At 60.0% G+C, this 13802-nt stretch carries 9 protein-coding genes and 2 pseudogenes; 6 read left to right on the plus strand and 5 right to left on the minus strand.

Features of this window, described 5'->3' with window-relative positions; all coding sequences use genetic code 11:
• Positions 1-3 precede the first annotated feature (3 nt).
• The 3 genes from K9B32_RS15980 (at position 4) to K9B32_RS15990 (ending at position 4318) form a co-directional block, all read left to right on the plus strand.
• The gene (locus tag K9B32_RS15980) at positions 4-732 is read left to right on the plus strand and encodes a hypothetical protein (RefSeq protein WP_224563739.1); all 729 of its coding nucleotides are present in this window, start codon (positions 4-6) and stop codon (positions 730-732) included.
• A gap of 86 nt (positions 733-818) precedes the next feature.
• Positions 819-3002: a glycosyltransferase family 2 protein gene (locus K9B32_RS15985; RefSeq protein WP_224563742.1), complete on the plus strand. Its 2184-nt coding sequence runs from the start codon at positions 819-821 to the stop codon at positions 3000-3002.
• Complete coding sequence (locus K9B32_RS15990) at positions 2999-4318, plus strand: glycosyltransferase family 4 protein (protein ID WP_224563745.1); 1320 nt, start codon at positions 2999-3001, stop codon at positions 4316-4318. The genes K9B32_RS15985 and K9B32_RS15990 overlap by 4 nt, the downstream gene beginning before the upstream one ends.
• A gap of 451 nt (positions 4319-4769) precedes the next feature.
• Here the strand turns inward: K9B32_RS15990 and K9B32_RS15995 are convergent, their stop codons facing one another.
• A complete protein-coding gene (locus tag K9B32_RS15995; RefSeq protein WP_224563746.1) occupies positions 4770-5726 on the minus strand; it encodes a hypothetical protein in 957 nt (318 codons plus the stop codon).
• A 540-nt stretch (positions 5727-6266) separates the two neighbouring features.
• Here K9B32_RS15995 and K9B32_RS16000 point away from each other — a divergent pair.
• Positions 6267-6847 (plus strand): annotated as a pseudogene (locus tag K9B32_RS16000) (LLM class flavin-dependent oxidoreductase); the annotation flags it as partial.
• Positions 6848-7191: 344 nt separating this feature from the next.
• Here K9B32_RS16000 and K9B32_RS16005 read toward each other — a convergent pair.
• Genes K9B32_RS16005 through K9B32_RS16020 form a run of 4 tightly spaced genes read right to left on the minus strand, consistent with a single transcriptional unit; the run spans position 7192 to position 12437 of the window.
• Positions 7192-9837 carry an ATP-binding protein gene (locus K9B32_RS16005; RefSeq protein ID WP_224563749.1) on the minus strand — a complete coding sequence of 882 codons (2646 nt, stop codon included), beginning with the start codon at positions 9835-9837 and terminating at the stop codon, positions 7192-7194.
• On the minus strand, positions 9822-11009 hold the full coding sequence (locus tag K9B32_RS16010; protein WP_318013345.1) for a TfuA-like protein: 1188 nt from the start codon (positions 11007-11009) through the stop codon (positions 9822-9824). Before K9B32_RS16010 ends, K9B32_RS16005 begins: the two co-directional genes overlap by 16 nt.
• Complete coding sequence (locus K9B32_RS16015) at positions 11009-12244, minus strand: YcaO-like family protein (RefSeq protein WP_224563752.1); 1236 nt, start codon at positions 12242-12244, stop codon at positions 11009-11011. The genes K9B32_RS16010 and K9B32_RS16015 overlap by 1 nt, the downstream gene beginning before the upstream one ends.
• A complete protein-coding gene (locus K9B32_RS16020) occupies positions 12234-12437 on the minus strand; it encodes a hypothetical protein (RefSeq protein ID WP_037436730.1) in 204 nt (67 codons plus the stop codon). Before K9B32_RS16020 ends, K9B32_RS16015 begins: the two co-directional genes overlap by 11 nt.
• 352 nt (positions 12438-12789) lie before the next feature.
• Here K9B32_RS16020 and K9B32_RS16025 point away from each other — a divergent pair, with 352 nt between their 5' ends.
• On the plus strand, positions 12790-13377 hold the full coding sequence (locus K9B32_RS16025) for an iron-containing redox enzyme family protein (RefSeq protein WP_224563755.1): 588 nt from the start codon (positions 12790-12792) through the stop codon (positions 13375-13377).
• 81 nt (positions 13378-13458) lie between these two features.
• A pseudogene (locus K9B32_RS16030) lies at positions 13459-13557 on the plus strand (adenosine-specific kinase); the annotation flags it as partial.
• Positions 13558-13802 lie beyond the last annotated feature (245 nt).

Genomic DNA, 13802 nt, shown 5'->3' on the forward strand with positions numbered 1-13802 from the left:
CTCATGGCAAGTCCCGCTGAACGACCGGATGCTGCATCCGAACAGGACAACGCCAAGCCGATGAACGGCCGGGTGGATGCCATCGACATGGGCCGGATCTTCGGCTGGGCGTTCGACCCGGTTTCGCCGGACCAACGACTGACCATCCGAGTCCTGCTCGATGGAAAGGTGATTGCCGAAACGGTTGCCGATCGCAATCGTCCCGACCTGCGGCGCAACGGTATCGGCGACGGTAATCACGCATTTGAAATAGCATTGCCCGATCCCGTCCAGTCGCGCGCGAACGATCTCGTGGTCGTGGCGCGAAATGGAAGCGGTTCCGAGCAGCCCCTGCGCGTTCCACAGCCGGACGAGCAGGCGGCCGAAGCTCTGATCGCCGCGCCGCTGGCGAAAGTGCTCGACAAGCTCGACGTACTGATGGCGTCGCAGCGGCAGCTGCAGGTCTCACAGCGCTCGCTGCAGCGCACACCGGAAATCGAAGCCGACAAGACCGGGACTGGCCTGATCGACGTCAGAAACGCCGTCGAAAGTCTCTGGGTGGATATCGGCCAGCGGCTGAACGATCTCGATGTTCATTTGATGCGGCTGGACGGGGTGGTGGCGGGAATGGAGAAGAACCTGACTGCGTTGCAGAAGCGCAAGAACGGCGAGTTGAAACCCTTGCTGCTGCTGCTGTTCGCTCTTGTGGGATTTGCCGCTGGCGCTGGCCTCGCGCTCATTGCCAGGATCTGACACGGAAAGGTTTAGGCGTGCTTGTTCCAGAACAGTCCCCCGCGGTCAGGGACCTCACGGCGGTTAAGCATGGGGCCAACAGGGCGATGCGCCCTGGAAGGGTTATCGGCTGCCGCGTAAACGAGACCACCTTGCTGATTATCGGTCTCGGTCGTGTCCTGGCAGGCGACGTGGTGGCCGGTGAAGTGACAGTCGGCGTCGACGGAGATCAAACGGGCACGCGAAGCGCGTTTGTCTCGGAATGGCGACTGGCCGCTCCTTCCCCAAGGGCCAAGCACGGCTTCGCGGCGCTCCTGCCGACCGAGGGCACGGACCGCGCCATGACTGCGATACGGTTTGGCGAGGAGGAAACGAGCGTACGCTATATCTTTGCGCCCCGACTTGCCTGCGCGGAGGAAGCAGCCGCGATCGTGGCCGAAACCGCGGGACCTCAGTCAGCCGCCGTCATTGACCGGCTTGTGGACGTTGTGATGGCCGGCAACCCTAACCGCCGTGGACTGCTGACCATCACCGCGCTTCTGCAGGCAGCCCACGCAAACGATGGTTTCATCGAGTTGATTGGTGAAAGCCATGAAGGCGCGACGTTCCTGCAGGGCTGGAGCCGCGGCATGGCGCCCGGTCCTTGCCGGGTGTCGGTGGTTGGCAACGCGACACCGGTAGCCTCGGAGTGCGGCATCGCCGTCTTTTCCCGCCCGGATGCGCCCGATGGCGCCCCGGGTTTTGTTGGTCTTCTCACGGCAACCAAGGATGTCCGCGCGCGCGACATCGAAGGTCTGGTCTTTCGGGGGCGCGCCGGCTGGAGGTATGCCCCAGTCCACCCCCGAAAGCGCATCCTCGGCCCGCTGGAAACGCCCGAACACGTCAGGTCAATCCTGCCGCGCGCACATGGTGCGCCAGACATGCTCCTGTCCCTGCGAGCGGCCGCTAACAGCTTTGATGGCAAAGAAACCGTCTCGAGCCTGCCGTTTCCCGTCCGGATGGGAATAGACAATATGTTTGAGGCCGATGGAGGAAAACTCCTCGCCTCCGGTTGGCTTTATGATCCCGACGCCCACGTCACGGCGGTAAGACTTCGCAGAGGCGACGGCGCGGCTTGCCTCGACGAACGCTGGACGCGCCTCGACCGCCCCGATGTCACCGACAGTTTCAATGACCAGCAGCACTTCGCGCCGAGCATTCGAGGTGAACAGTATGCCCATGGGTTCATCGCCCACGCCCATTTGCCGAGTGAAGATCATGGTGCGCCTCTCTACTTCGAACTGACGCTACGCGATTTGCGTCGTGCGTTCTTGCCAGTCAAACCAACGCGGGTTTCGGCGCGCGTTGCGGCATTGCGCCAGGTCGGTTCCATCGATCCAACGAACTGTGCGTTGCCGGCGATCGTCGACACACAAATTGTACCGTTCCTCAGCGAATCCAGACGGTCGACGCCGGTCACCGACGCAGTCCTGGACGCTGGCGCCTTCGATCAGGAGAGCAGCGCGCCGATCGTCATCGGCGCTGGGGAGGGAGAGGACAACATCGCCCCGCTGCTGGCCTTGCTAGCGCTAGATCCGGAGACCCGACGCGCGCCGATCGTGATCGCCATGCCTGCCGATCGCTTTCGCAGACAAGCCGCGCGCCTCAAAGAACTCGTACGGTTCTATCGCCTTTCGGCCAGGTTCGTATCGGTCAAGGGCGCAGGCGACTTCTACGACATGCTTGAAGCAGGCACGCAGGCACTCTCCTGTGAAACGGTCGTGTCGCTCTCCGCCTCACTGGTCCCGCGCGCGACAGGCTGGTACGGCAAGCTCTTGGCCACGGCTGGAACCGTGAAAGGAAGCATCATCTCGCCCGTACTGGCTTACGAGGACCATTCCGTTCGCTGGGCGGGAAACTGGATCGATGTTGACAACGGCGATCAGCCAGTTGTGGGTCGCTATGCCGGATATCCGCTCAAAGCAGTTACCGAAATGAAACTGACCCGCATCGCGGCGGCCTCGCTCGAATGCTGCGTCATGCCCCGCAACGCCCTGTCGCGCTTGGGCGGCTTTTCCGGCGGCTATCTGGGCGCGCAGGAAAAAGGCCTGGACCTCGGTCTCCGTCTGAGCCGGTCCGGTATCAACTCCTATTTGCTGCCGTCGGTGCAGATATGGGGCTGCGACGACGCATGCGACTGGAACAGTCCGGCAATGGCGGCTCTGGTGGAAGAGATCGATCGAAAGATCTTCAAGAGCCAATGGTCGCCTGTCCTCGTCGGGGAAAAACACCCAGAAAAGAGGCCCGCATGAACGAGCAGCTTCGTGTCCTTGTCGTCTCGCATGCTCACCCGACAGTATCGCTCGGCGGGGCAGAAATCGCTTCGCACAACCTGCATCGTGGCCTGAACGCATTGCCGGACGTTAGGTCGGTTTACCTGGCCCGGGTCGGCCACCCGGTACCCCGGCATGCCGCGTCCGCGCTGATGAGCTATCGCCTTGCCGAAGATGAGTTGCTATTTCACACGGACGACTACGACCATTTCTTGTTGTCCAATGGCGATACGCAGGCGATCAGTCGGGACCTGTTGCGCTTCGCGCGGGATCTCAGGCCCCATGTCGTGCATTTCCATCATGTTCTCGGTATCGGTCTCGAAGCGCTCTATGCCCTTAGAGAGGCATTTCCTCACGCGGCCATACTGGTGACGTTCCACGAATACCTTTCGATCTGCCACAATCACGGGCAAATGGTGAAACGACCTTCCGGCCAGCTCTGCGAAACGGCCTCCCCCATCGCCTGCCACGGCTGTTTTCCCGACATCCCTGTCTCGCATTTCTTGAAGCGGGAGTTGTTTGCACGCGGGATGCTTGGCCTTGCCGACGCCTTCGTTTCGCCCAGCCGGTTTCTGGCAGAGCGCTACATCAAATGGGGCATTGATAAGGACAAGCTCTGCGTGATCGAAAACGGGATCGCTTTGGAAGCGGGTGCCCCCGCGCGCGAGTTGCAAGGTCTCAAGCCGCGTCGCAACCGCTTTGCCTATTTCGGCCAGATGACTCCATTCAAGGGTGTCGACGTCCTGATTGACGCTATTTTGCGCATCCCGAAGGACATATGGGGTGAGGACTCCTGCCTGATGATCTTCGGCGGCAACCTCGAGCGACAGCCGGTCGAATTCCAGGAACGGATGAAGAAGCTTATTGCAGACGCCGGCCAGCGCGTCCGATTCTATGGCGCTTACCAGAACGCGGACGTGCCGCGCCTGATGCGTTCGGTCGACTGGGTGGTTCTTCCGTCCGTCTGGTGGGAAAATTCGCCCGTTGTGATCCAGGAGGCCCTGCTACATCGCAGGCCGATGATCTGCTCCGACATCGGCGGGATGGCCGAGAAGGTGCGGAATGGACAGGACGGCCTGCACTTCCGCGCAGGAAGCAGCCAGGATCTCGCGGACCGCATCGTTGAAGTATTGGGCGATAACCAAACCTGGGATCGGCTACGCGCGTCCATGCGACAACCCACCGACTACCTCGGTTGTGCGCGCGACCATTTCAAGCTCTACCGTACGCTGTTGCGGCAGAAACGCGATGCCGCCATGGCGGAAAATCCTGCGCTTCTCTCGCACGCGCTTTGACCACGTTCATCCTGAGAGACGATCGACGCAACCAACTCCGGCGGCGAGATTTAGCTTGCAACGCCATCATCGCTCTTGTGGGCGAGCACATGATCAGGCCGTGAGAGTTCCGCGGCGGCACTTTCGATTGGAAGTCGCCGCAGGCTTTGTGTCTGCCAACTCCCACTTGGCGCCTACGCGCGACGACGGCGGTTCCTCCGTCAGCATGGGGATCGAACCCCTCGCCACTAGGTGACCCTCGGTCACCTGAACAGCGCATCCGAAGCACGTCGCGGATGCGGACCACGGGATCTGATTGCGGCCTTTGCACTTGTTTTGCACGTAGTTCGAAGAACCAGTGTCCTCTTTCGGGAGACCCGCATTGGCCAGAAGGCCAGCCCGCGGGTGGATCGGAGATGGGCTTCGCCCACCGCGAAGGCCATCTTGTCTTGTAGGCTTGGCAACATTTCGATCACGAAAGCGCGGTGCCATCCGCCCTGCGGCTGCGTGCAATACGGCCGTCCAGTTCCGCTAGCCGGCCGGCGAAGCCGGCATTTTCCGGCTGACACATCATGGCGTCCACAAGCATGGTCCGCGCCGTCGCGAGCTCACCGTCGCGAATATGGCGGTTGGCCCGATGATAGAGGAAGTTTGCTCGCTCGACCGGAGAAAACGACGAACCGAAGCGCGCATGAAATCGGTCGGCCCATGCAGGATGGCGGGCTATCGCCGTCACAGCAATCTGATAGGGTCGCATCGGCGCCACCACGCGGGCAGCTCGGGCCAGAGCGCGTAGCCCCCGAAGATCGTCGCCGCGGCAGGCCTCGATCAACGACAGGGCGCGCTCGGTCCCGGTGAAAGCCCGAACGGTGCCATGGCCGGTCATGTGGACCGGCACGAGGTGCGTCCTCTCCTGCAGCGTCGCGATCCGCGCGGCGTGCCGGTGGTCAACGGCGTGGAACGGATCGAAGAAGAGATAGGCGCGCCCAGCCGCGTGATCCGGCGCGATCCCCATATTGGCGTGCAGGTCGGGCGAGAAATGCCGTGCGAACCGCCCGTCGAAGGGAGCGACCTTCGGATCTATCGAAACTTGCGGGCAAAAGGCGATGGCAACGGAGGCGTTGAAGCGCCCGCGGTAGCGCAATGCCGCGTAACCGCCCTGCGAGTGCCCGTAAAGTATCCGCTCCGGTGCCGCACGAAGAATGGGCGCGGCCGCTTCGACTGCCTTGACGACGCTCGCCGCCGGAAACCAGTTCGGCCGTCGACTGATGAAGCCCAGTGCCGAAATGTCGACTTTCTCGCAGAGCCGCTGCCCCCAGAACCGGCTCCCGTTCGCCTTCATTTCCATCTCATTAAAGGTGACCAGAAGATATGGTGATGATCCTGGACGATGTATCACCTCAAGGTTCTCGTCCGAAAATATGCGCATACCACCCACCCAAACAACTTATCCAACAAATATACTTCAATATTTGAACTATACTTACCCTTCTTATAACTAGACAGAAAATCTATTGCGAAATCAATCCGTAATGCACGCGCCAGTGCCGACATCAAGGTCGAACTCATCCTGGACAACGGCCTGACGGATATAGTCACAGAGCGATACGATGCCGGCGTCCGTAGGGCGAGCATCTTGCCAACGAGGCGCAAAGCTGCCGTGAAGTCGGCCGCTGCTGGCTCATTTCAGTCCTACGGACGCCGAAACAAGAACGGTTTCTTGCGGTCTATGGTATGACGCATTCAGTCCCTCGCTGATCCGAAGCCGGAGGCGTGCAATGCCCTTTAACGATGGGTCAAAGCATATTATCGAGGGGGTGGCTCGCTCACATAATCGCGCCTGTATTATGCGCTCGGATATGAGGAAGCCGATTTCGACAAGCCAATGATTGGCCTTGCAAACGGACACTCAACGATCTCCCCTGTAATGCAGGGCTGCAGCCGCTGGCGGATACGGCTATCGCGTCGATCAACCGTTGTGCCGCGCATCGAGGCGCGCGGAGATCGTCGCCACCCGAAGCTCTTTTTCGGCGGCGCCTCGGGGGCCGTCACGGCCACCGAGGCGGATGTCCAGCTCTTCTGGGGAGAACCGCTCGATGGTGTCCGCGAGCGCATCGCGCGCCTGAAGGCACTGAGCCGAGAGCTCGACCGGGATCTTCCACCGCTCGAGTTCCCGCTCAGGATCACCGCGCTGGTGCGCGACACCGCCGAACAGGCCTGGGTCGACGCCGCGGCGAAGGTGGCGGAGATGGCAAAGGGCAACGGCGCCGGCTGGAGCGATCACCGCTGGGCGGTCGCGGTCGGCCAGCAACGATTGTTCGACCTGCATCGATCGGGTGACGTCCTCGACGACAACCTCTACACCGCCCCCGGCAAATACGGCGGCGGCGGCGCCGGAACGAACTGGCTGGTCGGCTCGGCCGAAGACGTCGCCGGTCCCTGCGCAAGTATCAGGATCTTGGCGTCACGCACTTCGTACTCTCCGATACGCCCTACCTGGCAGAGATCAAACGTCAGGGCAACGACTTGCTGCCACTCTTGCCCGGTTAAGCCGTGAGTGACGATCTTACTGGCGTGAACAGCGTTGACAAGAAAGCCCGCATAAAGCGGGTTTGGGATTTTGCCAGTTTGGTTGTGGACGACCCCTATCAGGTCGAGACGTGCGACAAATGCTCTTGAAGAGATATGAACAAGATCCCCATCTCACTTTTCTCAGGCTGCTGAGAATCCTCGACGCTTGGAGGAGCCATAGGTGGCTTGCATGGCTTTTGGTTTTTCTTGGGAAGGGATTTGGTTGCGGGGGCCTGATTGCACCGACACTTGTACTTCCGCGCCGCATCTAGAACGGTTGACCGGACGTGGTCGCCATTCGAGAAACGATCCTAGAACAGCCCCTAACTCGCAACGGCGGCGCGGCATGACGACAGTATCTGCTCCCATGGGCGCTTGGCCCCTTTTTCGCTTACACGGGCGAATCGCTTGTTTCCTGACGCCTTGCGAACCGCAGACACGATTCTTTGAAAATCGGCATCGTCTGTCGGCTCAAACCGGACTCCTAGGCGAGCGAGACGACCATTCACTGCTCCGATGATTTCTGCAGCACCGTCCCAATTTTCTTTCGCTGCGAGCACTCCGCTTATCGCTGCGACAGCAAGGTTCACCACCATCGGGTAGTCGTATCTCTCGCCGATAGCCAGGGCCTGGCCGGCGAGTGCCGCGGCGTTCCGCCAGTCATTGCTGTGCAGCCTGAAATGGGCAAGGTTTTGCAGCAGATGGCCGTGCCAGTAGGTGTCACCCAGCTTGTCGAGCAGCTTGAGGGCATCGAGATAGAATTCTTCGGCAGCAGCCTCGTCCCCCTCTGCGCGCGTTCCTTCCCCGATTGCGATCAGGGCAACCACGGTTCCATGATCGTCGCCGATGAGCTTCGCCAGTTCGAATGACTCCACGATCAAGGCGCCGCCCGCCTCGGGTTCACCTGTCGTGGCTTTGGCAATGCCGGCAATAATCCCGGCACTCGCAATTCCGGCCTTGTTCCCCAGCTCGCTATAGATACGGTGACTTTCAACGCCATTTTCACGCGCTGATTCAGGATCACCGGACATGTACCGGATGAAGGCGGCCGAGTTCAAGATTCGCGCCAACGGCTCTGCTTCGCCTGTGGTCCGGGCGTGTTGCAGAGCCTTGTCCGACCAAGTTCTCGCCTCCGAAAACTGGCCTCTCGATATCCAGAGCCACGTCAGCGCCTCGACCAGCGTGGCCGAATGATGCGCACTGGGTTGCCCCATCCGCCACTCGAGTGCCACCCGAATGTTGCCGGCTTCGTGCATCAGGTGCTCGACGGAATTGCGCTGGTTGAACGTCATCACGTTGGGCGCGGCTGACAGGACAAGCTCGGTGAAATGGTCCGCATGCCGTTCACGGATGGTTTCGTATGCCTCCGTCCGTCGCAACTTGTCGAGCGCATAATCGCGAACCGTGTCCAGCATGTTGAGGCGCGGATGGCCGAGAGCCATTGTTCTGAACAACAGGCTCTTGTCCAGAAGGGCCCCCACATGGTCAACGACATCGACCTCGCCCTCAAACAGGGAGGCGACGGCACGAAGGCCGAACCCGCCGTTAAAGACAGCCGACGCATAGAAAACGCGGCGTTGGCCTTCCGTCAGGAGATTGTCGCTCCAACCGATCATCAGTCGAAGGGTGCGGTGGCGGGGATCAATATCCCGCGCCTTGCTTCGAAGGTCCTGAATGCTGCTTTGAAGCCGGTCCTCCAGCTCCGCGACGCTGAGGAGCCCGACATGCGAGGCCGCCAGTTCAAGCGCCAGCGGTAGGCCGTCAAGCCTCCGGCAGATCCTGGCGACCGCCCCCAGCGTTTCACCACCCACGGCGAAGTCCGGCTGTTCGCGGCGTGCAAGCCTCTCAAAGAGCTGCACGGACGGGTTCGCCAAAATCCGAGCGTCGCTCTCTCCTTCATCAGGCACGCTGAGCGGAGGAACGGCGAATTCCAGCTCGGAACGCAATTTAAGCGGTTCTCGGCTGGTGCTCAGCACGGTGATCCCCGGACAGGCCTTGAGGATGGCATTTATGACCGGACCCGCCTCGACCAGATGCTCGAAGGTATCGAAGATCAAAAGCACCTCGGCGCTCCCCAGCGAATTGCACACCGTCTCTATGGCGGAGACACCCGGAGCTTCGTGCAGGCCAATGGCCTTGCAGATTTCCGAACCGATGAGATCCGGATCGTCGATTTCTCTCAGCTGAACGAAGAACACCCCGCGTGGGTACAAGGGTAGCGCTGATCTTCCGGCGCAGATCGCCAGGCTTGTCTTGCCCACGCCGCCAACGCCCGTCAGCGTAACAATACGGTTCTGTTTGTCCGTCAGGATCTGATTTAGCCGGGCCAGTTCCAGGCGCCGGCCGTAGAGAACCGGCACATCGGACGGGAGGTTGGTGCGGTTGGCGCCGATCGATGAGATCGGTGCAAATTCGCTTTGCAGTCCCGGGACCACCAGGTCGAACAGTGCTTCAGGATAGCGAAGATCCTTGAGGCGATGGAATCCGAGATCGCGGACTTCCACGGTCGCTCCGATGTGGCCTTCCGCCAGCTCATCGCGAACCACGTTCGAAATGACGATCTGGCCCCCATGCGCCACCGATGCGATACGAGCCGCACGATGCACCTCTATCCCGGTGACGGTGGCGTCGTATCTTCTAACGGCTCCGCAATGCAGGCCCATCCGGACCAGTGGCTTGCATCCTTGCGCCCATTCTTCCTTCGTTAGGGCAAATTGGGCGTCAATCGCTGCCTGAACCCCTTGGACGGATCCAGGAAAGAGTGCGAATACGGAGTCGCCAACAACGTTTACTTCCTCGCCACCATAGCTCTGGATGGCGTTGCGCAGCAACTCATTGTGCCGAAGGAGCATCTCATCGTAGAGATCGGGATAGGAATCCACCAGGTTTGTCGAACCCTCAATGTCAGTAAAGAGCATGCAAACGCTGTTGCCCGGCGATTGAGTCTGGCTTTCTATTGAGGGTGCCATAACAAAACCTCTCTCGGCTTCGTTGACGGAGCCCCAGCGAACAAGGATGTTCGTCGAAGGCATTTGGTTAGAGCAAGTTCAGAGCAATGTGCGCTCAGGCGTTCGGAGAAGGACGAACCACTTCCTTTGCGTATGAGGAGCTCATTCCATGAGCCGACACGATGGGAGTCGGCCAGCTGACGTTCCGCTTGCCGGACGTCCTCGTTTTCGGGCCGAAGTCCGCATCGCCGAGCCTCGGCGACAGCCCTGCAAAAGACGTTGAACCGCATCAACTCGGCCTCTAGCTCGCCCGAGCCGTCAAGGATATTCCAAACCGAGGCAGTCGGCACCGTCAATTCTCCGCTGAGCCAGTCAATTTCATTGTCGAGTCGTGGGTAGCCCCTCCCCGAACAGCAAAGCCACTCGATGAACGCGGCTTCAATCTGTTGCCGGTCCGCGCCACTCAGCGCATCGGGGGCCCGTCCCCTGCCTTCTCCTAGCAGACCAAACAGCTGTGGCGATCTGGAAGCGCGGGGCGGACCTCGATCAACCTCCAGTAATTTCAAGACCTTGTTTGCGGCCTGAACGGCGTCGGTGCGCTTTGTGTCTATTGCCTTGAAAAAGTCGAGCAGTTCGCCCGAGAGGTGGCGCCCGGCTTTCCGATAGGCGGTGGGCCAGGTCCTCAGGGAAAAATGAAGCAATTGCGCTGCCGAGATAACGTCCTCGGCTTCGGCCTTTCCAACGAGACCGATCCTGGTCGCCCGCCGCAGCGCGATCCGCATGTTGATCAATGGTTCTGTAAGCGCCGGAAAAGCCCTGTCCTCGCGGAAGAGGACTGCCACCTCGTCCTCCGTGGATATGATCCGGTCCTTGAATAGTCGAAATATCATCCCCGCGCCATGCACGCCTGCCGGCGCGCAATCCGCCGCCCGGAGCGCGCCCATGCTGGAGGCACCGACCACGACCGCCCCGTCCTGGACAACGTCAACGACTTCCCGTGGCGAAATGGAAAGGACATTGGCAAATGCGCCGTCCAGGACCAGAAAGACCTCGTGCTTCAAGATGCGACAGGCATAAAGGTCCCCCCGCCTCGCCGGAGGTCTGATGATCGCATCTGGCAAAATGGACAGGATGTCCGAAGCGGGCGCGCTTGGCCCCAGGAAGACGACCGGCGGCATCCGCATCGCGCCCATCACAAGAGGTGCCTTGCACTTCGCCAGCCGACCCGGCGGGGGTCGACCGTAAAGAGCGACAGACCGGGTACACGCACCCTCACAACGGGCAGGCCCAGCGACTTTCGGCTCAGGTCAATGACGATGACCTGCGTAAGGCCGGCGGACGTCAGCCGTTCCAGCACAAATTCGATCTCCGACTCGAGGTCTGGCAAGTCCGCATTGGGAATGGTGGAGAAGTCATGCTCGGTTGCGGGAACCCCGGGCGCGGATAGGCTGGCCCGCCGCGAAAAGGGTACCTGGTTGTAGGAGTCACGGGCACCGTGAATGACCCCGAGCCTCGATTGGAATGCCTCAAGGATAGCATGTGTAACGGCAGCACCGGCCAGAAGGTCAGCGCCCCAACCCGCCACGACCAGCGGCATCGGCCCCGCGGCACTACAAAAGGACGGGTCTATCAGCGTGCTCGCGATAACCGGTATCTCAAGGTCGCTCGTCAGATCGTCCAGGATGAGTTCGAGATTTGCTTCCCTGGCGCGCTCGGCAAGCGCCCTTTGTGCTGGAGGGAGTGAATCCAGATCAATCCTGCGTCCGACAGGCGCGGCGTCCCCCGCCTGTCCATACTGTTCAAAGAAGTGATGCTGACTGACGGCATCCCGTTCGACAACCTCCAGGATCGCGCTGCGGACCGCCCGCCCACGCGTGAACCCGGCAGCCAGGCCATTGGTATCGACCTGATCCAGTATGCCTTCCTTTGCAGGAGACCGCGCCAGGTCGGCCGGAACCCAGATCGGACGAGCGCTGATGAGTTCCCAACCCTCTACCCACTCAATCGCCGAATCCGGGCGATAACGGGTCAGCGGGGGAAGATCGAAGGAGAGAGGATCGGCAGCGTAGGCACCGGAAGCTTTGAGCTCGAGATAAGTGGCATGCCGGGACTGGCACTCGAACTCCTCTGCGCAAACCCTCTCGATCGACTCCATGATGGCACTGACGCGGGCCGTTTCCTTGTCCACCCCTTTGCCCAGATGGGTGGTCAAGTCTCGTGCAAGGGGAGTGACCGTTGCAAACACGGGAATGCCCAGAACGTCGAGTGGCGTGATGTCGGCTATGCGCGTGACCGGGACCTGCTTGATCGTCGATTTGAGGAGCAGCTTGCGTCTGGCCTCTTCTAGGGCGCCATACCCCTCATTGCGGCGGTCGTATAGCGGCCACCGGTCCAGCAAACCGGCCGACACCACAACTTCAGAGTCCACAGATGACCTGGTGATTATTGTTGAGGTATATGTGGGTCCCGGTGGATTTACTTAAGTTTTCGAGAACCGCCATTTCGTCATCGCCAAGGCCTGCGATCGCATCTCGAACCGCTGGCGGGAGCAAATTCTCGTCCACATCGGGAATGACATTCGAATTCTTCAGTCTGTCGAAATTTGTCTGGAAGTCCGCCATTTGTGATCTCCTCAGGCTCTGAGCAGTTTTTCAATGCTTGCTAGATTGCTGTCAGTGATCTTGGAATCGTGAGAGGATGTCCGGCAGTAACAATAGGACGACACTCCCTTATCTGTCCAGTACTACTCTTCAATACTAAAGAGCTACCTATGTTTTGACTGTGCAGAGCTTGAAAAGCATCTGGAATGAGTTACGATTTCCCGGGTTTGTTTGTTGCTCTCGGGCTGGTATCGCTATGGGTATTTTTGAAAGACAAGCGAATAGTGGCGTTGTAAGGGGTAGAATCGAACTCTGCATGCCCGCTCTCAGGGCGGCTTTTGGCGACCTTTGGCGAACCGGGCCTCCACCGGAAATGACGATCGCTTTCCTGGTCTTGCTGCATCAAATCATGCGGGCGTCGGTTCCCCTCATGCAATCCGCAGCGGTCAAATGCGATCAACTGGAAGGAACCGATAAGCTTGCTGCTTTGCTCGGAGAATACTATCGGCATCATGTTTCCGAAGAACTGCATCACGATACCTGGGCACTCGAGGACCTTGAGGCTGCAGGGTGCGATCCCAAGCGGGTTCTATCCATCACCCCTTCCGTCGAAGTCGCGCGGTTGGTCGGCACCCAGTATTATTGGCTTCATCACCATCATCCACTCATGCTTCTCGGATACATCACGGTTCTCGAGGCGTTTCCTCCTGCTGACAGCATGATCGATGAGATTCGAGATCGTTCAGGCCTGCCGGACTCGACGTTCAGGACTTTGAGAATTCATGGGGACCTCGATCCAACCCATAGCGCTGAGATCGACCAGACGTTTGATGCGCTGCCGCTGGATCAGGAACACTTGGAAATGGTTGGTTTGAGCGTTCTCCATAGCTGCGATGCACTCGCGGCAAGCGTGCGAGTTCTGCGCCCACTCTCCCTTTTTAGCGGGTCGAAATCCGACTGACTCCGCCATTTGCCGTCGGTTTGATACTCCCTTCAGAGACATCCCTGTCGCTAAAGTCAGCACCAACCCACTACCGCATGTTTCCGTGTGGTGGATGGCGCCTTACCGCTGGGTGTCGAAACTGACGCCGACATTGCCTGGCGGAAGGACCTGCTGCGAAAGATCGACTACAAGCTATAGTCGCTGGATGATGCCGATCAACGGCCCCATTGCGACTTTAATACCGCCGAGTTCATGACGGCCGGCAGGGCGCGTAGCGCAGATCCCCATAAGAAGATGTAGCTAGCGGCCCTCAAAAGCGCTCGCTCCCAAACGCAAACATCCCCGTTGGTTAGACGGAGATGGCGATGGGCGCGTGTATTGTAGAAACACGAAAGCCCCCTTGCATTTCTGCTTGGGGGCTTGTTGCTGAGGTTTTGGTTGCG

Source organism: Rhizobium sp. 3T7, assembly GCF_020166565.1.
In the GTDB taxonomy this organism is placed as follows: domain Bacteria; phylum Pseudomonadota; class Alphaproteobacteria; order Rhizobiales; family Rhizobiaceae; genus Rhizobium.

Excerpts from the sequence above, each read along its gene's own strand:
- K9B32_RS16020 (WP_037436730.1), bottom strand. The coding sequence starts at position 12,437 with ATGGCGGACTTCCAGACAAATTTCGACAGACTGAAGAATTCGAATGTC.
- K9B32_RS15980 (WP_224563739.1), top strand. The coding sequence starts at position 4 with ATGGCAAGTCCCGCTGAACGACCGGATGCTGCATCCGAACAGGACAAC.
- K9B32_RS16010 (WP_318013345.1), bottom strand. The coding sequence starts at position 11,009 with ATGGGCGCGATGCGGATGCCGCCGGTCGTCTTCCTGGGGCCAAGCGCG.
- K9B32_RS16005 (WP_224563749.1), bottom strand. The coding sequence starts at position 9,837 with ATGGCACCCTCAATAGAAAGCCAGACTCAATCGCCGGGCAACAGCGTT.
- K9B32_RS15985 (WP_224563742.1), top strand. The coding sequence starts at position 819 with ATGCGCCCTGGAAGGGTTATCGGCTGCCGCGTAAACGAGACCACCTTG.
- K9B32_RS15995 (WP_224563746.1), bottom strand. The coding sequence starts at position 5,726 with ATGCGCATATTTTCGGACGAGAACCTTGAGGTGATACATCGTCCAGGA.
- K9B32_RS16025 (WP_224563755.1), top strand. The coding sequence starts at position 12,790 with ATGACGATCGCTTTCCTGGTCTTGCTGCATCAAATCATGCGGGCGTCG.
- K9B32_RS15990 (WP_224563745.1), top strand. The coding sequence starts at position 2,999 with ATGAACGAGCAGCTTCGTGTCCTTGTCGTCTCGCATGCTCACCCGACA.